At 38.4% G+C, this 25,615-nt stretch carries 21 protein-coding genes, 5 tRNA genes and 1 pseudogene; 26 read left to right on the plus strand and 1 reads right to left on the minus strand.

Features of this window, described 5'->3' with window-relative positions:
* Nucleotides 1–111: 111 nt before the first annotated feature.
* From J8L85_RS17215 to J8L85_RS17335, 25 genes are all read left to right on the plus strand, one after another.
* Nucleotides 112–423 (plus strand): rhodanese-like domain-containing protein, encoded by a 312-nt coding sequence (locus J8L85_RS17215; protein WP_211019393.1) that lies wholly within the window; start codon nucleotides 112–114, stop codon nucleotides 421–423.
* Nucleotides 424–482: 59 nt separating this feature from the next.
* Nucleotides 483–1,763 (plus strand): DUF2851 family protein, encoded by a 1,281-nt coding sequence (locus tag J8L85_RS17220; protein WP_211019394.1) that lies wholly within the window; start codon nucleotides 483–485, stop codon nucleotides 1,761–1,763.
* Nucleotides 1,764–1,773: 10 nt separating this feature from the next.
* The gene (locus J8L85_RS17225; RefSeq protein ID WP_211019395.1) at nucleotides 1,774–2,001 is read left to right on the plus strand and encodes a PspC domain-containing protein; all 228 of its coding nucleotides are present in this window, start codon (nucleotides 1,774–1,776) and stop codon (nucleotides 1,999–2,001) included.
* A gap of 2 nt (nucleotides 2,002–2,003) precedes the next feature.
* Entirely contained in the window at nucleotides 2,004–3,011 is a 1,008-nt protein-coding gene (locus tag J8L85_RS17230; protein ID WP_211019397.1) for a potassium channel protein, read from the plus strand.
* Between the two features lie 88 nt (nucleotides 3,012–3,099).
* Entirely contained in the window at nucleotides 3,100–5,172 is a 2,073-nt protein-coding gene (locus J8L85_RS17235) for an amino acid carrier protein (RefSeq protein WP_211019398.1), read from the plus strand.
* Between the two features lie 51 nt (nucleotides 5,173–5,223).
* Nucleotides 5,224–6,108 carry a helix-hairpin-helix domain-containing protein gene (locus J8L85_RS17240; RefSeq protein ID WP_211019400.1) on the plus strand — a complete coding sequence of 295 codons (885 nt, stop codon included), beginning with the start codon at nucleotides 5,224–5,226 and terminating at the stop codon, nucleotides 6,106–6,108.
* Between the two features lie 4 nt (nucleotides 6,109–6,112).
* Complete coding sequence (locus J8L85_RS17245) at nucleotides 6,113–7,282, plus strand: acyl-CoA dehydrogenase family protein (protein WP_211019403.1); 1,170 nt, start codon at nucleotides 6,113–6,115, stop codon at nucleotides 7,280–7,282.
* Nucleotides 7,283–7,384: 102 nt separating this feature from the next.
* Nucleotides 7,385–7,579 (plus strand): 30S ribosomal protein S21, encoded by a 195-nt coding sequence (gene rpsU, locus J8L85_RS17250; protein WP_047244701.1) that lies wholly within the window; start codon nucleotides 7,385–7,387, stop codon nucleotides 7,577–7,579.
* Between the two features lie 88 nt (nucleotides 7,580–7,667).
* Nucleotides 7,668–8,558 (plus strand): tyrosine-type recombinase/integrase, encoded by an 891-nt coding sequence (locus tag J8L85_RS17255; RefSeq protein WP_211019405.1) that lies wholly within the window; start codon nucleotides 7,668–7,670, stop codon nucleotides 8,556–8,558.
* Nucleotides 8,559–8,604: 46 nt separating this feature from the next.
* The gene (gene raiA, locus J8L85_RS17260; RefSeq protein WP_211019407.1) at nucleotides 8,605–8,907 is read left to right on the plus strand and encodes a ribosome-associated translation inhibitor RaiA; all 303 of its coding nucleotides are present in this window, start codon (nucleotides 8,605–8,607) and stop codon (nucleotides 8,905–8,907) included.
* 102 nt (nucleotides 8,908–9,009) lie between these two features.
* Nucleotides 9,010–9,083: transfer RNA gene (locus J8L85_RS17265), tRNA-Thr, on the plus strand.
* 27 nt (nucleotides 9,084–9,110) lie between these two features.
* A tRNA-Tyr gene (locus J8L85_RS17270) sits at nucleotides 9,111–9,192 on the plus strand.
* Nucleotides 9,193–9,241: 49 nt separating this feature from the next.
* A tRNA-Gly gene (locus J8L85_RS17275) sits at nucleotides 9,242–9,314 on the plus strand.
* 71 nt (nucleotides 9,315–9,385) lie between these two features.
* Nucleotides 9,386–9,457 (plus strand) — tRNA-Thr (locus J8L85_RS17280).
* A 55-nt stretch (nucleotides 9,458–9,512) separates the two neighbouring features.
* The gene (gene tuf, locus J8L85_RS17285; RefSeq protein ID WP_211019410.1) at nucleotides 9,513–10,700 is read left to right on the plus strand and encodes an elongation factor Tu; all 1,188 of its coding nucleotides are present in this window, start codon (nucleotides 9,513–9,515) and stop codon (nucleotides 10,698–10,700) included.
* Nucleotides 10,701–10,808: 108 nt separating this feature from the next.
* A tRNA-Trp gene (locus J8L85_RS17290) sits at nucleotides 10,809–10,881 on the plus strand.
* Nucleotides 10,882–10,946: 65 nt separating this feature from the next.
* The gene (gene secE, locus J8L85_RS17295; protein WP_211019411.1) at nucleotides 10,947–11,135 is read left to right on the plus strand and encodes a preprotein translocase subunit SecE; all 189 of its coding nucleotides are present in this window, start codon (nucleotides 10,947–10,949) and stop codon (nucleotides 11,133–11,135) included.
* 10 nt (nucleotides 11,136–11,145) lie between these two features.
* Nucleotides 11,146–11,697 (plus strand): transcription termination/antitermination protein NusG, encoded by a 552-nt coding sequence (gene nusG, locus J8L85_RS17300; protein ID WP_047244706.1) that lies wholly within the window; start codon nucleotides 11,146–11,148, stop codon nucleotides 11,695–11,697.
* Between the two features lie 67 nt (nucleotides 11,698–11,764).
* Complete coding sequence (gene rplK, locus J8L85_RS17305) at nucleotides 11,765–12,202, plus strand: 50S ribosomal protein L11 (RefSeq protein WP_047244707.1); 438 nt, start codon at nucleotides 11,765–11,767, stop codon at nucleotides 12,200–12,202.
* A gap of 19 nt (nucleotides 12,203–12,221) precedes the next feature.
* The gene (gene rplA, locus J8L85_RS17310; RefSeq protein WP_047244708.1) at nucleotides 12,222–12,911 is read left to right on the plus strand and encodes a 50S ribosomal protein L1; all 690 of its coding nucleotides are present in this window, start codon (nucleotides 12,222–12,224) and stop codon (nucleotides 12,909–12,911) included.
* Between the two features lie 25 nt (nucleotides 12,912–12,936).
* Nucleotides 12,937–13,452, plus strand: a complete 516-nt coding sequence (gene rplJ / locus J8L85_RS17315; RefSeq protein ID WP_047244709.1) for a 50S ribosomal protein L10 — start codon at nucleotides 12,937–12,939, stop codon at nucleotides 13,450–13,452.
* 48 nt (nucleotides 13,453–13,500) lie between these two features.
* Nucleotides 13,501–13,881: a 50S ribosomal protein L7/L12 gene (gene rplL / locus J8L85_RS17320; protein ID WP_047244710.1), complete on the plus strand. Its 381-nt coding sequence runs from the start codon at nucleotides 13,501–13,503 to the stop codon at nucleotides 13,879–13,881.
* A 132-nt stretch (nucleotides 13,882–14,013) separates the two neighbouring features.
* Nucleotides 14,014–17,823, plus strand: coding sequence for a DNA-directed RNA polymerase subunit beta (gene rpoB, locus J8L85_RS17325; RefSeq protein WP_211019414.1), 3,810 nt, complete (start codon nucleotides 14,014–14,016; stop codon nucleotides 17,821–17,823).
* 57 nt (nucleotides 17,824–17,880) lie between these two features.
* Entirely contained in the window at nucleotides 17,881–22,179 is a 4,299-nt protein-coding gene (gene rpoC, locus J8L85_RS17330) for a DNA-directed RNA polymerase subunit beta' (protein WP_211019416.1), read from the plus strand.
* A 62-nt stretch (nucleotides 22,180–22,241) separates the two neighbouring features.
* A complete protein-coding gene (locus tag J8L85_RS17335) occupies nucleotides 22,242–22,556 on the plus strand; it encodes a DUF3467 domain-containing protein (RefSeq protein ID WP_211019418.1) in 315 nt (104 codons plus the stop codon).
* 27 nt (nucleotides 22,557–22,583) lie between these two features.
* Here the strand turns inward: J8L85_RS17335 and J8L85_RS17340 are convergent, their stop codons facing one another.
* Complete coding sequence (locus J8L85_RS17340; protein ID WP_211019422.1) at nucleotides 22,584–24,173, minus strand: peptide chain release factor 3; 1,590 nt, start codon at nucleotides 24,171–24,173, stop codon at nucleotides 22,584–22,586.
* A 311-nt stretch (nucleotides 24,174–24,484) separates the two neighbouring features.
* Between J8L85_RS17340 and J8L85_RS17345 the strand changes: the two are divergent.
* A pseudogene (locus J8L85_RS17345) lies at nucleotides 24,485–25,615 on the plus strand (hypothetical protein); the annotation flags it as partial.

The raw sequence follows: 25,615 nt of genomic DNA on the forward strand, positions 1-25,615 counted from the left end.
ATGTATATTTATTTTGGAATCGATGAGGGATTTTTAGATTAAATTTTTGTTAAATCCATTTTTAAGCTGTTTAAAATAGATATGTTATTTTTGAAAAAAAAATATTTAGTTATGGCAGATTTATCACAAGAAGAATGGGCTTCTCGATTAAAAGATGACAATAATTCATTTATTCTGGATGTTCGTACAGAAGAAGAGATTGAGGAAGGGTATATTCCAGGCTCTAAAAATATAGATATTTACAAAGGGCAAGAGTTTATAGAAGAACTAGAAAAACTTGATAAATCAAAAAACTACTATGTTTATTGTAGGTCTGGCAATAGAAGTGGTCAGGCATGTGCGATAATGAATAGTATAGGTTTTGAAAACACCTATAATCTACAAGGGGGATTTATGAACTGGGAAGGTGATATAGAGGAGTAAATAAAATTTTAAATTGAAAATATAGACCCGCCTTAGTGCGGGTTTTATATTTTTATAAAATGAGAGAAGATCTCTTACATTACATTTGGAAGTTCAAAAAGTTGTCCAACGAGGGTTTAAAAACTGTTAATAGTGAAAACATTACAGTGCAAAACGTTGGTAGTCACAATCAATTTAGTGGCCCCGATTTTTTTAATGCCAAACTCATGATTGGTCAACAACTTTGGGCCGGTAATGTCGAGATCCATGTAAAGTCTTCCGATTGGTATGTTCATAATCACCAAGAAGACCCTGGTTATGATAATGTTATCTTACATGTAGTCTGGGAAGACGATATTTCTGTGTATAGATTGGATGGAACAGAAATACCCACCTTGGAGCTTAAGAATATTATAGATCAAGATCTATTGGGAAATTATCAAAAACTATTCACCAATAGAAAGGTAGGTTTTATAAACTGTGGGTACGATATAAATGTGTTGCCTAAATTTAATTTAGACAATTGGAAAGAGCGCTTATATTTTGAACGGCTTGAGCAGAAGTCCGATCTAATTTTAAAGTTGTTGCAAGAGTATAATAACGATTGGGAAAAAGTTCTTTTTGTCTTATTGCTGAAAAACTTTGGGTCTAAGGTGAACGGAGACTGTTTTTATCAATTAGGAAGGTACTTGGACTTTTCTATTGTCCGTCATTTTATTGACAAACCTTTCGATTTAGAGAGTATATTGCTCGGTTTGGCAGGTCTTTTGGATAAGGAGGACCTGAACGATGGCTATTATCGAGAGCTAAGAACCAACTATGTGTTTTTTAAGGCTAAGTATGGTTTTGATGAAATAAATACGTTAAAAGCTGCATTCTTTAAACTAAGGCCTTCTAATTTTCCGACTATTCGCTTGTCGCAGTTTGCGGCGCTTTATGCACACAAAAACAATCTTTTTCAAGAACTTATGAGTGCAGATGGGGAGGATGTTTACAAGCTGTTCGATATTAGGGCCGGCAATTATTGGAATACGCATTATACGTTTGGCAAAACAACCGGGTCCCGCTCTAAGGGTTTGTCTAAAAAGTTTATCGATCTTATGATAATCAATACCATAGTGCCTTTAAAATTTTGCTATATCAGGTATAAGGGGGAAACGCCGAACGATTCTTTTTTTGATATAATTCAAAATATTGAAAAAGAGAATAATAGTATTGTAGAGAACTATATAAAATTAGGGGTCTCCATAGAAAATGCCAGGGACAGTCAGGCAATATTGCAACTGTATGATAATTATTGCAACAAGAATAAATGTTTGCAATGTGCAGTAGGAACAGAATTATTAAATATAAAACCCTAATTTTATAGGTATGAACTTATTCTATAATTTATTGCATTTTTTACAAAAAAGAGGGTTTGAGGTTTGCGGTAGAATTGCAGATAGGTTGGGTATTAGGGCCAGGGTTGTTAGAACATCCTTTATTTATCTCACTTTTGTAACATTGGGGTTCGGCTTTGCCCTATACTTGTTTTTGGCGTTTTGGTTAAAAATCAAAGATTTGGTCTATACCAAAAGAACATCTGTTTTTGACCTTTAATTATGGTAAAACTCTTTCGTTCTAGAATATACTTGGCCTTCTTTTTAATGTGGGCTGTACTACTTATAGGTGTATTGGGGTATAGGTTTATTTCTGACTATTCGTGGGTCGATGCACTTTACATGACAATCATTACGGTAACCACCGTAGGTTTTTCTGAAGTAAGGCCAATGGGCCCCGAGGGAAAGGTGTTTACGGTACTTTTGATTGTTGTAAGCGTATTTGTTTTTGGTTTCGCCATCTCTATTATTACAGAATATATATTAAGTAGAAATTCACTACAAACCCTAAAAAAAAAGAAAGTGCAGAACATGATTAATAATTTGTCCGACCATGTAGTTGTTTGCGGATTTGGCCGTAATGGAATGCAGGCTGTAGAAAGGTTAAAGGCCTATAGGCGGAATTTTGTGGTTATTGAAAGGGATAAAGAGCTTATAGAGAAGCATGATGGAGACATTCTTTTTGTAGAAGGGGATGCCAACGATGATGATGTTCTGATGGCGGCAGGGGTAGAGAGGGCAAAATATCTTATTGCTACTTTGCCAGAAGATGCCACCAATCTTTTTGTGGTCCTTTCGGCAAGGCAGATGAATAAACATATGACGATAATTAGTAGGGCTTCTTTGGTGACATCTCAAAAAAAATTATTGTTGGCGGGAGCCGATAAGGTAATTATGCCCGATAAAATTGGTGGAGACCACATGGCGTCTTTGGTGGTGATGCCCGATTTAATAACTTTTATGGATAAACTTTCTTTAGAAGGTGAACATACTACGAATTTAGAGGAAATAGAAATAGACGATTTCATTGGTCAGGTAGATTGTAGTTCATTGCGTGATCTGGATTTACGAAGGAAAACAGGCTGTACCATAATTGGTTACATAGATCCTAATGGAAATTATATAATAAACCCAGAGGCCGATCTAGAATTGAAGCCTAAAGGAAAAGTCATAGTTTTGGGACGACCCGAACAAATAAATAAGTTGAATCAAATGTTTAAATTAGGTTAGGAATGTAACTTTAAAATTTGATTGCGTTGTTTTTTTTAAGATATTGCTCTCGTAAGCCAAACTAACTCGATATAATTTACTAAATAGCATGAAAATAAACTTTTCAATACTGGCCTTTTTTTCTATGGCCATAATGTTCTCTCAAGAATTAACGGTAACAGGTAAAACATACAACCCTTCGTCCAATATAAACGATGGTGTTATAGAGTTGGATGTTGAAGGTGGTGTGGCGCCCTATTCTTTTAAGTGGAGCAATGAAGAAACTCCACTTACTTCAAAAAGAGCCTCTGGCCTAGTAGAAGGCGTTTCTTATAATGTCGTGGTAACAGATGCGGAAGGTTCTTCGGTGACCAAAGTCTTTAAAGTGGAGACAGAAGCGATTACAGAGGTTTTTAACGGGGCAATGACCCCTGCGGTAGGTGCTTTAGGGTCTGTTTTGTTTTGGGATCCATTCGCGGCTCTGGGTATTTATGATCCTGTAGCGTATGCAGATGTAAAGCGTATACCCATTCCTAATTGGTCTCCAGATGTTGATAACAAATATGTGCTTAAGACTTGGTTAAAGCAAGAAGGGGCAAAAGTTAAGAAGGGAGAGGCAATTGCTGTCATTTCCAATGATAAAGGGCCTGATCAAACGGTTGTGGCTGATGCTAGCGGTACCTTAAAACATTTAACGAAAGAAGGAGGGGTTGTTTATAACTCTAACAATCAAGAACATGTTATTGAACAAGGAGCTCATTTTTTTGCGGAAATACAATATGATGATCCTGTGGTTATTACGCACCCGAACGGTGATCCCGTAACCAAGGATATACCCTTTATCGTAATATGGTTGGTATTAGGGGCTACTTTCTTTACCATTAGAATGGGCTTTATAAATGTACGTGGATTCAGGCATTCTATAGATTTGGCTAAAGGTAAATACGATGATCCCGATGCTCCGGGGCAGGTTACGCATTTTCAGGCTTTGGCCACTGCGGTTTCCGGAACAGTTGGTCTTGGTAATATTGCCGGTGTTGCGGTAGCGGTGTCCTTAGGTGGCGCGGGCGCTACTTTTTGGATGATTGTTTGTGGTCTGTTGGGTATGTCTTCAAAATTTGTAGAATGTACCTTGGGTGTAAAGTATAGAGATATTTTGCCGGATGGTCGTGTTTTTGGAGGTCCTATGAATTATTTGAGATATGGTCTTGAAAAACGAAACATGAAAGGTTTGGGGAAAGTACTCGCCGGAGTTTTTGCTGTTTTGGCGGTAGGAGCCTCTTTCGGTGGAGGAAATATGTTCCAGGCCAACCAATCTTTTGAACAATTGGCAGGTCAGTTTCCTGCGTTGGCAGGTAACGGGTTTTGGTTTGGTATTGTTACCGCTGTTTTGGTAGGTGTCGTTATTATTGGTGGAATAAATAGTATAGCAAAGGTAACCGGTAGGGTCGTGCCTATTATGGCGTCTATTTACATATTGGCGGCATTGGCGGTTATTATAATGAATATTCAGAATATAGGTCCCGCTTTTTCGGCCATTATAGAAGGAGCTTTTAGTCCTTCTGCTTTAAAAGGAGGTATCGTTGGTGTTTTGGTAGTCGGTTTTCAGAGAGCGGCATTCTCCAATGAGGCCGGTGTGGGTTCGGCTGCGATAGCGCATAGTACGGCAAAAACCAATCATCCGCCATCAGAAGGATTCGTTGCGTTGTTAGAGCCTTTTATAGATACTGTGGTTGTTTGTACATTAACTGCTTTGGTATTGATATTTACAGGTATGCACGAAGTGGAAGGTATGGCAGGTGCACAATTGACATCTGATGCCTTTGCGAGTCAAATATCATGGTTCCCTTACGTCTTGGCCTTGGCTGTTTTTCTATTTGCGTTTTCAACGATGATATCTTGGTCTTATTACGGAATGAGAGCTTGGACCTATCTTTTTGGAAAGAGTAAGAAAACAGAGTTTGTCTATAAAATGTTTTTCTTGGTGTTTGTAGTGGTAGGGGCTTCAGTTAGCCTTGGTGCTGTACTTGATTTTTCAGATATGATGATCTTGGCAATGTCCTTCCCTAACATTATTGGTCTTTATATTATGTCCGGTGAAGTGAAGAAAGACTTGGGCGAGTATTTGGGCAAACTCAAGAATAATCAACTTTTTAAAAAACAAAAGCAAGCCACTGAGTAAGCTCATAATAGAACAAAATACATCTGGTGTATTTGTTTTTAATACAGACAGATGAAAAAAATAAAATCCCACTTTAAGTTCAACAAACAAGAACGAAGTGGGATTTTCTTTTTGTTGTTACTTTTGGTTCTTATTCAATTTGGTTATTGGGTATATCAAAAAAGTTATGTATCCAGGGCGAAACCCATAACCCTTGATAAGGAAACACAATTAAAAGTTGATTTTTTAAAAGAGGAGCTTGTAAAGAAGAAAAAGGAAACCGTTTATTCTTTTAACCCAAACTTTATTTCTGATTTTAAAGGATATAATTTGGGTATGTCGGTGGATGAAATAGACCGACTACATAATTTTAGGGCAGAAGGTAAATTTGTGAACTCTAAAGAAGAATTTCAGAAAGTGACCTTTGTTTCAGATTCGTTATTGGATAGAATCTCTACTCGGTTTAAATTTCCCGAATGGGCAAAAAATAAGAAGAAAGTTGTTTCGGCTAATAATAAGGTGAAAACCAAAGATGATTTTGTCAAAGGCTATGAAATTAAGGATTTGAATGAAGCAACGAGAGAAGATTTAATGTCCATTAATGGTATAGGCGAAAAACTCTCGGCAAGAATACTAAAGTTCAGAGATAGGTTAGGGGGCTTTTTAATAGAGGATCAACTGTACGATGTTTATGGTTTAGAGGGCGATGTGGTTCGAAAGGTTTTTAAACGGTTTAGGGTATTGAATGCACCCTTCATCGAAAAATTGGACATCAATACAGCGTCGGTCGGTGAATTATCGAAGATAGTGTATATTCAAAAACATGTCGCTCAAGGCATAGTAGATTATAGGAATCTCAATGGAAGTATCCATTCTTTTGAGGAATTGACAAAAATCAAAGACTTTCCTGTTAATCGTATTGAGAGAATTCCTTTATATTTGTCGCTAAAAAAATAGAGCTATGAGCAGTATGTACTTCACCGAAGAACATCTTTTATTTAGACAAAGCCTTAAAGATTTTTTACAAAAAGAAGTTGTTCCTCATATAGAGGAATGGGAAAAGGCAGGGGCCATAGATCGTTCCATTTGGGAGAAGTTTGGTGAGATGGGGTATTTTGGTCTGGCTACTCCTGAAAAGGATGGTGGACTTGGGCTTGATTTGTTTTATACGGTGATTTTTTTAGAGGAATTACAAAAAATAAATTCAGGAGGTTTTGCCGCGGCCATGTGGGCGCACGCTTATTTGGCTATGACCCATTTGAACAAAGAGGCCAATGATGATATTAAGCAACGATATTTGCACCCAAGTGTAGAGGGTAAAAAGGTTGGTTGCTTATGTGTTACTGAGCCATTTGGAGGAAGTGATGTTGCTGGTATGAGGACTACTGCCGTTAAAAAAGGAGATGGATATATATTAAATGGCTCAAAGACCTTTATTACCAACGGGGTATACGCCGATTATATGATCGTAGCCGCAAAAACAGATGTTTCTTTAGGAAATAAGGGTATCAGTATTTTTGTAGTTGATAGAAAAAGTAAAGGGGTTACGGCCAGTAAGTTGAATAAACTTGGGTGGAGGGCCTCTGATACGGCAGAACTCGCATTCGATAATGTAGAAGTGCCCGCTTCTAATTTAATGGGGGAGGAGAACATGGGCTTTTCGTACATAATGGAGCATTTTGCCTTGGAACGATTGGTAATGGGTATCAATGCACATGCGCGTTCAGAACACGCCTTGGAATATGCGTTGAAGTATATGTCGGAAAGAGAGGCTTTTGGAAAATCTATAGATAGGTTTCAGGCTTTACGTCACCGTGTAGCCGATCTGCATGCCGATATAGAAATGTGCAAGCAATACAATTATTTTGTAGCGAATAAACTGAATAAAGGAGAATATGCCGTGAAAGAAGCTACTATTTCAAAATTGAAATCTACCAAGGTGGCGGACAAGGTCGCTTATGAATGTCTCCAGTTCTTGGGTGGATATGGTTATATAGAAGACTATCCTATGGCAAGATTGTTAAGAGATAGTAGACTGGGGCCAATTGGAGGGGGAACCTCTGAGATTTTAAGGGAAATAATAGCGAAAATAGTCATAGATAAAAAGGAGTACCGTCCTGCGACCGATTAGTTTTTGTATCTAATTGTTTTTTAATAGTGAAGAATAGTTGGTAATTAAAAATTACTTCATATATTTGCGCCCTTAATCACTAAAGAAAGGAGGTTGTAGCCCATGTTAATTATACCAGTAAAAGAAGGAGAAAACATCGATAGAGCTTTAAAACGTTTCAAAAGAAAGTTTGATAAGACAGGTACAATGAGACAGTTGAGAAAACGTCAACAGTTTACAAAGCCTTCGGTTGAGCGAAGAGCTCAGATTCAAAAAGCACAGTATATTCAAGGTTTAAGAGATCAAGAAGAAATCTAGGAACTTTGTTTTATGATAAAATTAAAATCCCGCAAATAGCGGGATTTTTTTTGTGCATATTTCGCGAGAACATTCGTTAACTTTGGGTATGTCTTTAAATCGGTTTGTAGAATATCTTTCGTTGGAAAAAAAGTATTCCGGTCATACGGTGAATGCCTATAGTTCTGATATTCGGGAATTTGAAAGTTTTTGTAAGTCTTCTTGCGGTATTGATTGTATAGACACGGTGCCTTACAGTATTGTTCGCAGTTGGGTGGTTTCTCTGTCCGAGGATAATATTTCTAATAGGACCATTAATAGAAAGGTGGCTTCCTTAAAGGCATATTATAAATTTCTTCAAAGAGTAGGTGTCATTCATGTGAACCCTTTGGCAAAGCACAAGGCTTTAAAAATTCCTAAAAAACTGGGGACGCCTTTTTCCGAAGCGGAAATGGAAGATGTTTTTTCGTCGGTTAGCTATTCCGATGATTTTGAGGGCATACGAGATAGACTGATCGTTCATGTGCTTTATGCAACAGGTATGAGAAGGGCCGAGTTGGTTAATTTGAAACTTGTAAATGTAGATTTAGAATCCTGCAATGTTAAAGTTTTGGGGAAACGCAATAAAGAACGCATTATTCCTTTGCTGCAAGAAACAAGAGCGTTTTTTGTTGCTTATTTCAAGGAGCGTTCTTCTTTGGAAAAGGTTGTTGATACGGACTTTGTTTTTCTTACAAAATCGGGCAATAAAATTTATGAAACCCTTGTTTATAGAATAATAAATAGGTATTTTAGAGAGGTGTCCGCCAAGGTAAAAAAGAGTCCTCATATACTGAGACACACTTTTGCTACCCATCTTTTGAACAAAGGGGCGGATTTAAATTCGGTAAAAGAGCTTTTAGGCCATGCGAGTTTGGCGTCGACGCAGGTGTATACCCATAATAGCATTGCCGAGTTAAAAAAAGTGCACGCTGCTTCCCATCCAAGGGGAAAAAAATAAAAATTGTTTAACACTGCTCTGAGTAGGGGCTTCTAAATTTTAGCGTATGAAAGTAAATGTGCAATCCGTAAATTTTAATGCAGATGTTAAGTTGATTGATTTTTTACAGAATAGATTGGATAAGTTGGAGACTTTTTATGATAAGATCATAAGTTCTGATGTTTATTTGAAAGTGGAAAATACGAGTTCAAAAGAGAATAAGATAGTGGAAATCAAGTTAAACGTGCCCAAAAACAATTTCATTGTAAAAAAACAATGTAAGTCATTTGAGGAAGCTGTGGATAGCGCTTGTAATTCACTGGAAAGAAGGCTGATAAAGAGTAAGGAAAAATTACGTTTACAAGTATGAAGAATTTTTTTTAAAATTTGTTTTGTAAAAACAAAAAATACTATACATTTGCAGTCCGTTAGAAATAGCGGGCTTTTTTATGCTGAAAAAAGCATTGAAAGTGCCGATGTAGCTCAGCTGGCTAGAGCAGCTGATTTGTAATCAGCAGGTCGTGGGTTCGAGTCCCTCCATCGGCTCCTAGGTTCTTAAAATACTGTTTATATGGGGAGATACTCAAGCGGCCAACGAGGGCAGACTGTAAATCTGCTGACTATGTCTTCGCAGGTTCGAATCCTGCTCTCCCCACATTAAGCTAAAGATCGGTATTTTAAATGATATTTTGAGAATTAAATAAGCGGGAGTAGCTCAGTTGGTAGAGCGTCAGCCTTCCAAGCTGAATGTCGCCGGTTCGAACCCGGTCTCCCGCTCTATTTTTTATGACTTTATTGTCGTTCCTGCGAAGGCAGGAATCTGTCGTTGGGCAGGTTCAACACTTTACGCCGGTGTAGCTCAGGGGTAGAGCGTTTCCTTGGTAAGGAAGAGGTCACGAGTTCAAATCTCGTCATTGGCTCAATTAAGGTATAAATTTGTACACTAATATAAACTAAGATTAAAAATTAATAAACATGGCAAAGGAAACTTTTGATCGTTCCAAACCGCACTTAAATATTGGTACCATTGGACACGTGGATCACGGTAAAACTACATTGACTGCTGCTATTACAGAAGTTTTGGCGAACGCAGGATTATCTGAAAAGAGAAGCTTCGATTCTATCGATAACGCTCCTGAGGAAAAAGAAAGGGGTATTACTATCAATACATCTCACGTAGAGTATCAAACTGCCAACCGTCACTATGCGCACGTTGACTGTCCAGGTCACGCGGATTACGTAAAGAACATGGTTACTGGTGCTGCTCAGATGGACGGTGCTATTTTGGTTGTTGCCGCTACAGATGGTCCAATGCCACAAACTCGTGAGCATATCCTATTGGGTCGTCAGGTTGGTATTCCAAGAATCGTTGTTTTCTTGAACAAAGTTGACATGGTTGACGATGAAGAGTTGTTAGAGCTTGTTGAGATGGAAGTAAGAGAATTGCTTTCTTTCTACGAGTATGATGGTGACAATGGTCCTGTAATTGCTGGTTCTGCCTTGGGTGCACTTAACGGTGAGCAAAAATGGGTTGATACGGTATTGGAATTGATGGAAGCTGTTGATAACTGGATCGAATTGCCTCAAAGGGATGTTGATAAGGATTTCTTGATGCCTGTTGAAGATGTGTTTACGATTACTGGTCGTGGAACTGTTGCTACGGGTCGTATCGAAACAGGTGTTGCGAACACAGGTGATGCTGTTGATATTATAGGTATGGGTGCAGAGAAATTGAGCTCTACTATTACTGGTGTTGAGATGTTCCGTAAGATTTTGGATAGAGGTGAAGCTGGTGATAACGTTGGTATCCTTTTGAGAGGTATAGAGAAATCTGACATCAAAAGAGGTATGGTTATCTGTAAGCCAGGTTCTGTAACTCCTCACGCTAAATTTGAAGCAGAGGTTTATATCCTTAAAAAAGAAGAAGGTGGTCGTCATACGCCATTCCATAACAACTACCGTCCTCAGTTCTACGTTAGAACAACTGACGTAACTGGTAACATTAGTCTTCCTAGTGGAGTTGAAATGGTAATGCCTGGTGATAACTTGACAATCACAGTTGATTTGATTCAGCCAATTGCACTTAGTGTAGGTCTTCGTTTCGCTATCCGTGAAGGTGGTAGAACAGTTGGGGCTGGTCAGGTAACTAAGATTTTGGATTAAACCATTATTAGAAGTACAATATATTAAGGGTGTCCGTCTTTTGGCGGATACCTTTCAATGTAAATATGAATGTGTGTCGTTCGTTTCGATTATGGATGATACGCATATACGGGTGTAGCTCAGTTGGTAGAGCACTGGTCTCCAAAACCAGGTGTCGGGAGTTCGAGTCTCTCCTCCCGTGCAGGAAAGAAATACCGAATTAGGATTTGTTTTATTCTTTTTGTTGATATAAAAAAAACAATTGAAATGCTTACATATATTAAAGAATCCGTTGAAGAGTTGAGAAATAACATTACCCTTCCTTCAAGGTCGGAGTCGTCGAATTTGATGGTTGTTGTGGCTGTTTTTTCTATTCTTTTTGCTCTGGCTACTTGGGGTGTAGATACGGTCTTTAGTAATGTTATTAAGTTGTATTTCGATTACGTATTAAACTAATTTAAGCTCTATGTCAGAAGTATTGGAAAAGAAATGGTATGTTGTAAGAGCTGTAAGTGGTCAGGAAAACAAAATCAAGGGCTACATAGAGAGTGAAGTCGAGCGTCATGGTTTTTCTGATTATTTAGATGAGGTCTTGGTTCCTACTGAAAAGGTTATTCAGATCAGAAACGGAAAAAAGATTAATAAAGAGAGAGTTTATTTTCCCGGGTACATAATGGTGAAGGCTAATTTGGGCGGTGAAATGGTCCATATTATAAGATCTATTACCAATGTTATAGGTTTTTTGGGTGAAACTAAAGGAGGTGATCCTGTGCCGTTGAGGAAATCTGAAGTAAATAGGATGCTAGGTAAGGTCGATGAGTTGGCCGTAAATACCGATAGTGTGGCTATACCATTTGTATTTGGTGAAACGGTCAAGGTAATCGATGGTCCGTTCAACGGGTTTAATGGTACTGTTGAGAAAATAAACGAAGAAAAGCGTAAGCTAGAGGTGATGGTTAAGATTTTCGGTAGAAAAACACCATTGGAGCTTAGTTATATGCAAGTGGAAAAGATTTAAAAATAATTGTTACATATTTAAAAGTTGTGTTGCTTCCATAGACACACTTTCAATTTAATTTTAAACAATGGCAAAAGAAGTAGGTAAAGTAGTTAAACTACAAGTTAGGGGAGGTGCAGCGAATCCATCGCCACCGGTTGGACCCGCCTTAGGTGCTGCCGGTGTTAACATCATGGAGTTCTGTAAGCAGTTCAATGCTCGTACACAGGACAAACAGGGTAAAGTTTTACCAGTTGTTATCACCGTTTATAAAGACAAATCTTTCGATTTTGTCGTAAAAACACCACCAGCGGCAGTTCAGCTATTGGAAGCGGCTAAGATTAAAAAAGGATCTGGCGAACCTAACAGAGTAAAATTGGGTAGTGTAACCTGGGACCAAATCAAGGCGATAGCCGAAGATAAAATGGTTGACCTTAATGCATTTACGGTAGAATCTGCAATGAGTATGATTGCGGGTACGGCACGTTCAATGGGTATGAAGGTATCGGGTAAAAGACCTTTTTAAAATCTTAAAAAGCAATTAAATGGCAAAGTTGACAAAGAAGCAAAAAGAAGCGCATTCTAAAATAGAGAAAGACAAACTATATTCTCTTGAGGAAGCTTCCGCTTTAGTAAAAGAAATAACCAATACAAAATTTGATGCATCCGTAGATTTGGCGGTTCGTTTGGGTGTGGATCCAAGAAAAGCCAATCAAATGGTTCGTGGGGTAGTTACATTGCCGCATGGTACAGGTAAAGATGTTAAGGTTTTGGCTTTGGTAACTCCAGATAAAGAAGCAGAAGCTAAAGAAGCAGGTGCTGATTATGTTGGATTGGACGAATATTTGGAAAAGATAAAAGGCGGTTGGACCGATGTTGATGTTATCATCACCATGCCAAGTGTTATGGGTAAATTGGGTCCCTTAGGACGTGTTCTTGGGCCAAGAGGTTTGATGCCGAATCCAAAAACAGGTACAGTAACTATGGATGTAGCGAAAGCTGTATCTGAGGTGAAGGCTGGTAAGATTGATTTTAAAGTGGATAAGACTGGTATTGTTCATGCCGCAATTGGAAAAGCTTCCTTTTCTGCGGATAAGATAGCTGACAATGCAAAAGAGTTGTTGGAAACTTTGAATAAAATGAAGCCAACAGCGGCTAAAGGTGTTTACATGAAAAGTATCTTCATGTCAAGTACCATGAGTCCAAGTGTTCAATTAGACCCTAAGTCAGTTTAAGCACTGCTAGTTAAAAATTTCAATTATGACAAGAGAAGAAAAAGCAAACGTTATACAAGATTTGACTACGCAGTTGGCAGATAGTTCTACTATTTATTTGGCAGATATATCTGGATTGGATGCAGTTACAACATCTGATTTGAGAAGAGCCTGTTTTAAGGCAAATATCAGACTAGCTGTAGTTAAGAATACATTGCTTGCAAAAGCGATGGAGGCCTCTGATAAAGAGTTTGGCGAACTTCCCGAAGTTTTAAAGGGTAATACATCCTTAATGTTTTCGGAAGTAGCGAACGCTCCGGCCAAGTTAATAAAGAATTTCAGAAAAAAATCTGATAAACCTTTATTGAAAGGAGCTTTTGTAGAAGAGGCAATATATATTGGTGATGAGAACTTGGATGCTCTAGTGAGCATTAAGTCTAAAGAAGAAATGATTGGCGAGGTTATCGGATTGTTACAGTCTCCAGCCAAAAATGTTATTTCTGGACTTAAATCTGGTGGTGGTAAACTTGCCGGAATCCTTAAGACATTATCAGAAAAATAAGTACGCACTAAACTAAGTATATTTTAAAATTTTATTAAACGATAGAAAATGGCAGATTTAAAAGATTTCGCAGAACAATTGGTTAACCTTACGGTAAAAGAAGTAAATGAGTTGGCTGATATATTAAAAGAAGAATACGGTATAGAGCCTGCAGCTGCTGCAGTAGCTGTTGCTGCTGGTGGCGCTGGTGCCGAAGGTGGTGAAGCTGCTGAGGAAAAATCAGAATTCGATGTAATTTTGAAAGCGGCCGGAGCTTCTAAATTAGCAGTTGTTAAATTGGTTAAGGAATTGACCGGTTTAGGATTGAAAGATGCTAAGGATATTGTTGATAGTGCACCAAAAGCTGTTAAAGAAGGTGTTTCTAAAGACGAAGCAGAAGGTATCAAAAAATCATTGGAAGAAGCAGGAGCGGAAGTTGAGCTTAAATAGTAGCAACAACCATATCATTTTTGGTTTAGGTCTTTTCGCTTTTTGCGGCTAGACCTAAGCCTTTTTATATAATTAGGTATATTAAGATATATACTACCCCAATAGTACTCACGATCAAAACACTGTCCGTAGATGTTCACAAATCAGACTGAAAGAATAAATTTTGCATCCGCTAAGAATACTCCGGAATATCCGGATTTCTTGGATATTCAGATTAAATCTTTTCAAGACTTTTTTCAACTTGAAACAAAATCTGATCAAAGAGGTAATGAAGGATTGTATAACACCTTCATGGAGAACTTTCCAATTACTGATACAAGAAATCAGTTTGTACTGGAATTTTTAGATTACTTCATAGATCCTCCACGATATTCGATTCAAGAATGTATAGAACGTGGTCTAACTTATAGCGTACCGTTAAAGGCTAGATTAAAATTATATTGTACCGATCCCGAGCATGAGGATTTTGAGACTATAGTACAAGATGTTTATTTGGGTACTATTCCATATATGACCCCTAGTGGTACTTTTGTGATCAATGGAGCCGAAAGAGTTGTGGTTTCACAGTTGCACCGTTCGCCCGGTGTTTTCTTTGGTCAATCTTTCCATGCCAACGGAACCAAGTTATATTCTGCCAGGGTAATACCATTTAAAGGTTCTTGGATAGAATTTGCTACCGATATTAATGGTGTTATGTACGCCTATATCGATAGAAAGAAAAAATTACCTGTAACCACCCTTTTTAGAGCTATCGGTTTTGAAAGGGATAAGGATATTTTAGAAATTTTCGACCTATCTGAAGAAGTGAAGGTTTCTAATGCAGGGCTAAAAAAAGTATTAGGTCGCAAACTCGCAGCCAGGGTTTTGAACACATGGCACGAAGATTTTGTTGATGAGGATACGGGTGAAGTAGTTTCTATAGAAAGAAATGAGATTGTATTAGATCGTGATACAGTCCTAGAAAAAGAACATATAGCCCAAATTCTTGAGGCGGATGTTAAGACTATATTGTTGCATAAAGAAAACAATGCACAATCTGATTATGCAATTATTCATAATACGCTTCAAAAAGATCCAACAAACTCCGAAAAAGAAGCTGTTGAGCATATCTACAGACAATTACGTAACGCCGAACCGCCCGATGAGGAAACGGCACGTGGTATTATAGATAAATTGTTCTTCTCTGATCAACGATATAACTTAGGTGAAGTTGGTCGTTATAGAATGAACAAAAAATTACAGTTGGATATTGGAATGGACAAACAAGTTTTGACCAAAGAAGATATCATAACTATTATAAAGTATTTGATCGAGCTAATTAACTCAAAGGCTGAGATCGATGATATTGACCACCTTTCCAACCGTCGTGTTAGAACAGTGGGGGAGCAATTATCGTCTCAATTTGGTGTTGGTTTGGCCCGTATGGCGCGTACCATTCGTGAGCGTATGAACGTTCGTGACAATGAGGTGTTTACACCGATAGATTTGATCAATGCCAAGACATTGTCATCTGTTATCAATTCATTCTTTGGTACAAACCAGTTATCTCAGTTCATGGATCAAACGAATCCGTTGGCAGAGATTACTCACAAAAGGAGATTGTCGGCATTAGGACCTGGAGGTCTTTCTAGGGAGAGAGCAGGTTTTGAGGTACGTGATGTTCACTATACGCACTACGGCCGTCTTTGTCCGATAGAAACTCCTGAAGGACCGAATATTGGTCTTATATCTTCACTTTCTGTATTTGCCAAAGTAAACCCAATGGGCTTCTTGGAAACACCTTACAGAAAGGTTGAAAATGCAAAAGTAGATACGGAAAACCATGTTTACTTAAGTGCGGAAGAGGAAGAAGGAATGAAAATTGCCCAGGCGAATATTCCTTTAAAAGAAAATGGAGAGATAGACGCTGAAAAGGTTATTGCTAGGGAAGAGGGTGATTTTCCAGTGGTTGATCCGGCAGAAATTCATTACACCGATGTTGCGCCTAATCAGATTGCGTCAATTTCGGCCTCATTGATTCCGTTTTTGGAACATGATGATGCTAACCGTGCCTTGATGGGGTCTAACATGATGCGCCAGGCAGTTCCATTATTAAAACCACAATCACCAATTGTAGGTACAGGATTGGAAAGGCAAGTGGCATCAGATTCGAGGGTACTTATAAATGCTGAAGGTGATGGTGTTGTTGAGTATGTTGATGCTCAAAAGATCACTATAAAATATGATAGAACCGATACCGAAAGGTTAATTAGCTTTGATAGCGATGAGAAGACTTATTCTTTGGTTAAGTTCAGAAAAACGAACCAAGGTACAAGTATTAACCTAAAACCTATTGTTAGAAGAGGAGACAGGGTTAAGAAAGGTCAGGTGCTATGTGAAGGTTATGCTACAGAAAAAGGTGAATTGGCCTTGGGTAGAAACCTTACGGTAGCCTTTATGCCTTGGAAAGGATATAACTTTGAGGATGCCATCGTAATTTCTGAAAAAGTTGTACGTGAAGATATCTTTACATCGATCCACGTAGATGAATATTCTCTAGAAGTTAGGGATACCAAATTAGGTGCAGAAGAATTAACACATGATATTCCAAACGTTTCGGAAGAAGCGACCAAGGACTTGGACGAAAACGGAATGATTCGTATAGGTGCCGAGGTGAAGCCCGGTGATATCTTAATAGGTAAGATCACACCTAAAGGTGAATCGGATCCAACTCCTGAAGAAAAACTGTTACGTGCCATTTTTGGTGACAAGGCAGGGGATGTAAAAGATGCTTCGCTGAAAGCTTCTCCTTCTTTGAGAGGTGTTGTTATCGATAAGAAATTGTTCTCTAGATCGGTAAAAGATAAGAGAAAACGTTCTGAGGATAAAGAAGAGCTATCTAAATTGGAATTGGAATATGAAGTAAAATTCCAAGAACTTAAAGATATCTTGGTAGAGAAGTTGTTTACCTTGGTTAACGGAAAAACTTCTCAGGGTGTATTAAATGATTTAGGTGAAGAAGTTTTACCTAAAGGTAAAAAGTACACCATGAAGATGTTGAACTCTGTAGACGATTTTGCCCACTTGGTAGGAGGAAGTTGGACTACCGATGAGGAAACAAACAATTTGGTCGCGGATTTACTTCATAACTATAAGATTAAGTTGAACGACCTTCAAGGTAACTTAAGAAGGGATAAGTTTACAATTTCTGTTGGAGATGAACTACCAGCAGGTATAATGAAGTTGGCTAAAGTCTATATTGCTAAAAAGCGTAAGCTTAAAGTTGGTGATAAAATGGCAGGTCGTCACGGTAACAAGGGTATCGTTTCTAGAATTGTTCGTCAAGAGGATATGCCTTTCTTAGAAGACGGAACACCTGTAGATATCGTATTGAATCCATTAGGTGTACCTTCTCGTATGAACATTGGACAGATATATGAAACCGTGTTAGGTTGGGCCGGACTCAAATTGGGTAAAAAATATGCCACACCTATATTCGATGGTGCTTCTTTAGATGAAATAAATGCGTATACTGATGAGGCCGGTATTCCAAGATTCGGACATACCTACCTATACGATGGTGGTACAGGTCAACGTTTTGATCAACCTGCAACAGTAGGTGTTATTTATATGTTGAAGTTGGGTCACATGGTAGACGATAAGATGCATGCTCGTTCTATTGGACCATACTCTTTAATTACGCAGCAGCCATTGGGTGGTAAAGCACAGTTTGGTGGTCAGCGTTTCGGGGAGATGGAAGTTTGGGCTCTTGAAGCATATGGTGCCTCGGCTACACTTAGAGAAATATTGACCGTAAAATCGGATGATGTTATCGGTAGGGCCAAGACTTATGAGTCTATTGTTAAAGGAGAGACAATGCCAGAACCTGGATTGCCAGAATCTTTCAATGTATTAATGCACGAACTTAAAGGTTTAGGTTTGGATATTAGATTGGAAGAGTAGTATTGTAGTCTTAAAGACTATTTGTAATAAAATTAAAATCATTATCAGCACGCTATTATGGCAAGAATAAAAGATAATAACCCAATAAAAAGGTTTAATAAAATTTCAATCGGATTGGCATCTCCAGAAGCAATTTTGGCAGAATCCAGAGGTGAAGTTTTAAAACCTGAAACAATTAATTATAGAACGCACAAACCAGAACGTGATGGTTTGTTCTGTGAGCGTATTTTTGGTCCCGTAAAGGATTATGAGTGTGCTTGTGGTAAATACAAACGTATTCGTTATAGGGGTATCGTTTGTGATCGTTGTGGTGTTGAAGTTACAGAGAAAAAAGTACGAAGAGACAGGGTAGGTCATATTAACCTTGTTGTGCCTGTTGCACATATTTGGTACTTCCGTTCTTTACCTAATAAAATCGGATATCTTCTTGGGTTGCCATCTAAGAAGTTGGATATGATCATTTACTACGAGCGTTATGTAGTAATACAACCAGGTATCGCAAAAGGTCCTGAAGGTGAAGAAATAAATAAAATGGATTTCTTGACGGAGGAGGAATATTTGAACATTTTAGAATCCCTTCCACAAGAAAATCAATATTTAGAGGATACGGATCCCAATAAGTTTATCGCTAAAATGGGAGCTGAATGTTTAATTGATCTCTTAGGAAGAATCAATCTAAAAGAACTTTCTTTTGAGCTTAGACATAAAGCGAATACAGAAACCTCTAAACAAAGAAAAACAGAGGCTTTAAAAAGATTGCAGGTTGTTGAGGCCTTGAGGGAGTCACAAGAAAATCGTGAAAACCTTCCAGAGTGGATGATTATGAAGGTAATTCCGGTGATTCCACCAGAATTACGTCCATTGGTGCCATTAGATGGTGGTCGTTTCGCCACATCGGATTTGAATGATTTGTACAGAAGGGTTATTATCAGAAACAACCGTTTAAAAAGGTTGGTAGAAATAAAGGCTCCTGAAGTTATTTTGCGTAATGAAAAGCGTATGCTTCAAGAAGCTGTAGATTCTCTTTTTGATAACACAAGAAAAGCTTCTGCTGTTAAAACGGAATCTAACAGACCGTTAAAATCCCTTTCAGATTCATTAAAAGGTAAACAAGGTCGTTTCCGTCAAAACTTGCTAGGTAAACGTGTGGATTATTCAGCACGTTCGGTAATTGTTGTTGGACCGGAATTGAACTTATATGAATGTGGTCTTCCAAAAGATATGGCTGCCGAGTTGTACAAACCTTTCGTTATCAGAAAATTGATAGAAAGAGGTATTGTTAAAACGGTAAAATCGGCCAAGAAAATTATAGACAAGAAAGAACCGGTTGTTTGGGATATTCTTGAAAACGTATTGAAAGGTCATCCTGTTCTATTGAACCGTGCCCCTACATTGCACCGTTTAGGTATACAGGCTTTCCAACCAAAATTGATTGAGGGTAAAGCAATTAGATTGCACCCATTGGCCTGTACGGCATTTAATGCGGATTTTGATGGGGATCAAATGGCGGTTCACCTGCCATTGGGACCAGAAGCGATTCTAGAAGCGCAATTGCTAATGTTGGCTTCACAGAATATATTGAACCCTGCAAATGGTTCTCCGATTACGGTACCGTCACAGGATATGGTCTTGGGTCTTTATTATATGACCAAAGAACGTAAATCAACTCCTGAAGTTCCTGTAAAGGGAGAAGGGTTGACATTCTATTCGGCCGAAGAAGTCGAGATAGCCTTTAATGAAGGTATGGTTGATCTTAATGCCGGTATCAAGGTAAGGGCAAAAGACTTTAATGAAGAAGGGGAGTTGGTATACCAAATTATATCAACAACCGTTGGTCGTGTGTTGTTCAACAAGAATGTTCCAGAGCAGGCAGGTTATATTAACCAAGTACTTAATAAAAAAGCATTAAGGAATATTATTGGTGATATTTTAGCTGTTACCGATGTTCCTACAACGGCCAGTTTCTTGGATAAGATCAAGACAATGGGGTATGAGTTCGCCTTTAAAGGTGGTTTGTCCTTTAGTTTAGGTGATATTATCATTCCGAAAGAAAAAATCGATATGATCGCTGAGGCCAATAATGATGTTGACGGAATTATGGCCAACTATAATATGGGTCTTATTACCAATAACGAGCGTTACAATCAGGTGATCGATGTTTGGACTTCTACCAATGCGATGCTTACCGAGTTGGCTATGAAACGTATACGTGAAGATAAACAAGGGTTTAATTCTGTGTATATGATGTTGGATTCCGGAGCGAGGGGTTCTAAAGAGCAGATAAGACAGTTGACCGGTATGCGTGGTTTGATGGCTAAGCCTAAAAAATCGACCGCTGGTGGTGGTGAAATTATTGAAAACCCTATTCTTTCTAACTTTAAGGAAGGTTTATCGATTCTTGAATACTTTATCTCTACTCACGGTGCACGTAAAGGTCTGGCGGATACAGCTTTGAAAACGGCGGATGCTGGTTATCTAACACGTCGTCTAGTGGATGTATCACAAGATGTGATCATTAACATCGAAGATTGTGGAACCTTACGAGGTGTTGAGATCCAAGCGCTTAAGAAAAACGAGGAGATTGTAGAAACTCTAGGCGAAAGAATATTAGGTCGTGTATCATTACATGATGTTTATGATCCAGTAACAGAAGAATTGTTGTTGAAGTCGGGTCAAGAAATAATGGAGTCCGATATCAAGAAGATCGAAGCTTCTCCGATAGAGAAAGTAGAAGTTCGTTCAGCTCTGACTTGTGAAGCCCAAAAAGGAATTTGTGCAAAATGTTATGGTAGAAACCTATCTACGAATAAAATGGTACAACGAGGTGAAGCCGTTGGTGTAGTTGCTGCACAGTCGATTGGTGAGCCTGGTACTCAGTTAACATTGCGTACTTTCCACGTGGGAGGTATTGCCGGTAACATTTCAGAGGACAACAAATTGGAAGCTAAGTTTTCAGGTGTTGCAGAGATAGAGGATCTAAGAACGGTTAAAGGAGAAAATGCTGAAGGAAAACCTGTCAATATAGTAATATCAAGAACATCTGAAATAAAGATAGTTGATGGTAAAACGGGCATTACCCTTAGTACCAATAACATTCCTTATGGTTCGCAATTGTTCATAGAAGATGGGGCTAAAGTTGAAAAAGGTGATTTGATATGTTCTTGGGATCCATATAACGGTGTAATTGTTTCTGAGTTCCCTGGTAAGATTGCTTACGAGAATATAGAACAAGGGGTTACCTATCAAGTAGAGATCGATGAGCAAACTGGATTCCAAGAAAAAGTAATTTCTGAATCTAGAAACAAAAAGTTGATTCCAACTTTATTAATTCAAGATGCCAAAGGTGAAACATTAAGGTCGTATAACCTTCCTGTAGGTTCTCACATAATGGTAGATGATGGAGATAAGATCAAAGAAGGTAAGATTTTGGTTAAGATACCACGTAAATCTGCTAAAGCAGGTGATATTACGGGTGGTCTTCCAAGGGTGACAGAACTTTTTGAAGCGCGTAACCCTTCTAACCCTGCAGTTGTTTCCGAGATAGACGGTGTGGTTTCTTTTGGTAAGATAAAAAGAGGTAACCGTGAAATCATTATAGAATCAAAACTTGGTGAGGTCAAGAAATACTTAGTAAAACTTTCTAATCAGATCTTGGTTCAAGAAAACGATTATGTAAGAGCTGGTATGCCATTATCGGATGGTTCTATTACACCAGAAGATATCTTGGCGATTAAAGGTCCATCAGCTGTTCAGCAATATTTGGTTAACGAGGTACAAGAGGTGTATCGCTTGCAAGGGGTTAAAATCAATGATAAACACTTTGAGGTTGTTGTAAGACAAATGATGCGTAAAGTGAGAATTGTTGATCCAGGTGATACTATTTTCCTTGAAAACCAATTGATTCATAAAGATGATTTTATTAGAGAAAATGATGAAATCTTTGGTAAGAAAGTAGTTATGGAAGCAGGTGATTCGGAAAACTTGAAACCAGGACAGATTGTTACATCTAGAGAACTTCGTGACGAAAATTCTGTATTGAGAAGAAGTGATAAAGCCCTTGTAGAGGCACGCGATGCTGTTGCAGCCACCGCTACTCCGATATTACAAGGTATTACTAGAGCTTCGTTACAGACTAAATCGTTTATCTCTGCTGCATCTTTCCAAGAGACAACAAAAGTATTGAACGAAGCGGCTGTAAGTGGCAAAGTGGATACTTTGGAAGGCTTGAAAGAGAATGTTATCGTTGGACATAAGATTCCGGCAGGAACCGGAATGAGAGACTATGAAAATATTATAGTCGGTTCCAAGGAAGAGTACGATGAGATAATGGCCAGAAAAGAGGCCTTAAGATTCTAAATATCGAAAGCCCTCAATTTTAATTGAGGGCTTTTTTTGTTTAAACGCTATTTTATAATAAGATGAGTGACGATAAAAAACAAAATCAAAAACAAATAAATATAGAGTTAGATGAAAAAATGGCGGAAGGTGTTTATTCCAATCTAGCCATAATCAATCATTCTGTATCAGAATTTGTGGTAGATTTTATAAGTATGATGCCAGGGGCTCCCAAGGCAAAGGTTAAAAGTAGGATTATTTTAACCCCACAGCACGCCAAGAAATTTTTGAAGGCCCTTAACGATAATGTTCAAAGATTCGAGAAAGCGCATGGTACAATAAAAGATTATGAACAACCTCCTATTCCATTAAATTTTGGCCCAACAGGAGAAGCATAAAAAAAGCCCACTTTAAGTGGGCTTTTTTTATTCGAATTCTGATACAAAATGAAGTTTGACGTTCGGATATTTTTGTTGGGTCATTTGTAAAGAGAACTGTGAATCTGCAAGAAATACCAATTGACCTCTCTTGTCCTTGGCCAAAAATTTCTGTTTTACCCTAATAAATTCTTTATACTCTTCACTTTTGTTATTGTCCGTGCCTACCCAGCATGCTTTATAAACCGGAAAGTTTTCATAACTACATTTGGCTCCGTATTCATGTTCTAACCTATATTGGATTACCTCGAACTGTAAAGCTCCTACGGTCCCAATTACTTTTCTTCCGTTCATCTCAAGGGTGAATAACTGAGCGACCCCTTCGTCCATCAACTGGTCTATACCCTTATATAACTGCTTCGATTTCATAGGGTCGGCATTATTGATGTATCTAAAATGTTCGGGAGAGAAACTAGGTATACCTTTATAATGTAATATTTCACCTTCGGTCAAGGTGTCACCTATCTTAAAATTACCTGTATCGTGCAAACCAACGATATCCCCAGGGTAAGAAGTGTCAACGATTTCTTTTTTTTCTGCAAAAAATGCATTGGGACTCGAAAATTTAAGTTTCTTGTTCAATCTGACATGTAGATAAGGTTTGTTTCTTTCAAAAGTACCCGATACAATTTTTACGAAGGCCAAACGGTCTCTATGTTTTGGGTCCATATTCGCATGGATTTTGAATACAAAACCGGTCAAATCTTTTTCATCCGCCTTAACCAAACGCTCCTCCGCCATTTTTGGCTTGGGAGAAGGTGCAATTTCTATAAAACAATCAAGTAGTTCCCTAACGCCAAAGTTATTTAGGGCCGAACCAAAAAAGACAGGTTGTTGTTCTCCTTCTAAATATTGATCCTTGTCGAACGGAGGGTATACTCCCCATACCAATTCTAAATTATCGCGAAGATTTTCAGCGGCAGAAGAACCAATTATTTTTTCCAGTTCAGGATTTTCAATATCATTAAATGCTATGGTTTCCTCAATATTTTTTTTGCTGTCTCCGCTGAACAGGTTTATGTTTTTTTCGTAAATATTGTAAATCCCCTTAAAGTCGTATCCCATACCTATGGGGAAACTTAAGGGAGTTACGGAAAGACCCAACTTTTGTTCAAGTTCATCCAACAGGTCAAAGGCATCTCGACCCTCTCTATCCAATTTGTTAATGAATACGAGCATTGGAATTTTTCGCATACGGCAAACTTCGACCAACTTAACGGTCTGTTCCTCTACACCTTTGGCGACATCGATTACAACAATAACACTATCCACTGCCGTTAAGGTCCTGAAAGTGTCCTCTGCAAAATCTTTATGCCCAGGGGTGTCAAGTATATTTATTTTTTTGTCCTTGTAAATAAATGCCAAAACAGATGTGGCAACAGAAATTCCTCTTTGCCTCTCAATTTCCATAAAATCACTCGTTGCGGTTTTTTTGATTTTATTGTTTTTAACCGCACCAGCTTCTTGAATGGCACCACCAAAAAGCAATAATTTCTCCGTCAATGTGGTTTTTCCCGCATCTGGATGCGAAATAATACCAAAAGTTCTCCGTCTCTCAATCTCGTCTTTAAAACTCATTAAAAATCAATTTTGGCAAAAGTACTGGAAATTGGGTATTTTGACCAGAATTAATTAACGGAGTATTTATGTTTAAAACAAAGTACGATGTTGAAAATGAATTGCTAGGTTTTAATATAGGGGTAATTTGGGGTTAATATTTGAAATAGTGTACTTAATAGATATTTATTAACAAGTTATCCGAAATATATAAAAGCTAATAATTTTACTATTATCTTGCGCACCATTCTTTGAAGTAGTTCCCATTCTTACCCTTTATTATTTCCTACTTTTAATTTGCCATGGTGATTAGTAATTAAAACTAAACATATATGGGCGAAATTACTTTTTTTGAACATTATATTACTTCTGCGAAAAGACTCTCTTTTTTAACGGCAATTTTGTTAAGTATCTCATTCTCTGTTATTGGTGCAGAAGAAAGAACTGTAAATTATTTTACAGAGGATGCTGATGGTGATGGTGTATATGATTATGACGATATTGATACTGATGGGGATGGAATAACGGATGAAGATGAGGATGCCGATGTTGATGGGGACAATGATCATACTACAAATCCGACGGACACGGATGGTGATGGTGTTCCTGATTATTTGGATTTGGACTCAGATAACGATGGAATTCTAGATAATTTAGAATCTCAAAATTTTCATAATTACAAACCTAAATCGGGAATAGATTCAGATGGAAATGGTTTAGACGATGTATATGAAAGTTGTCCTGGAGGAGGTGAAGGTATTACATTAAATGACAGAGATGGAGATGGTAAGCCTAATCATTTAGATATAGATACGGATAATGATGGTATTCCCGACAATGTGGAGGCACAGACAACCGCTGGTTATGTGGCCCCGAACGACGACGACGAGGCGACCTATGCATCTAACCATGGGGTAAACAGTGCTTATATTGGCGGTTTGGATCCTGTGAATACGGATGGAACACCAAGACCAGATAAGCCTGATTATCAAGATTTTGATAGTGATGATGATTTGGTTCCCGACAATAACGAGGGGCATGACTTTGACTTTGATGGCAAGCCCGAGAACGAATATACCGGAGTGGACACGGACGGGGACGGTCTTGACGACGGTTATGAGGGCAGCGACGTTGACGACGGCTTTGACGTGAACGACGAGATCGACGATCCTGCGAACGACCTTCCCGATACGGACGGTACTGAGGACGTTAACTACCGAGACCTTGACGACGACGGTGACGGCATCGACACCCCCGACGAGGACGCCGATGGTAATGGTGACCCTACCAACGACGATACGGACGGAGATGGTAGACCCGATTATTTGGATGTTAATACTATTACTGATCCTGACACCGACGGCGATGGGGTACCCGACAGTGCGGACCTTGACGACGACAACGACGGCATATTGGATTCGGTGGAGGACCCCGACCTTGACGGTGACGAGGATCCCTTGACT

Source organism: Maribacter sp. MMG018 (assembly GCF_018100785.1).
GTDB lineage: Bacteria > Bacteroidota > Bacteroidia > Flavobacteriales > Flavobacteriaceae > Maribacter.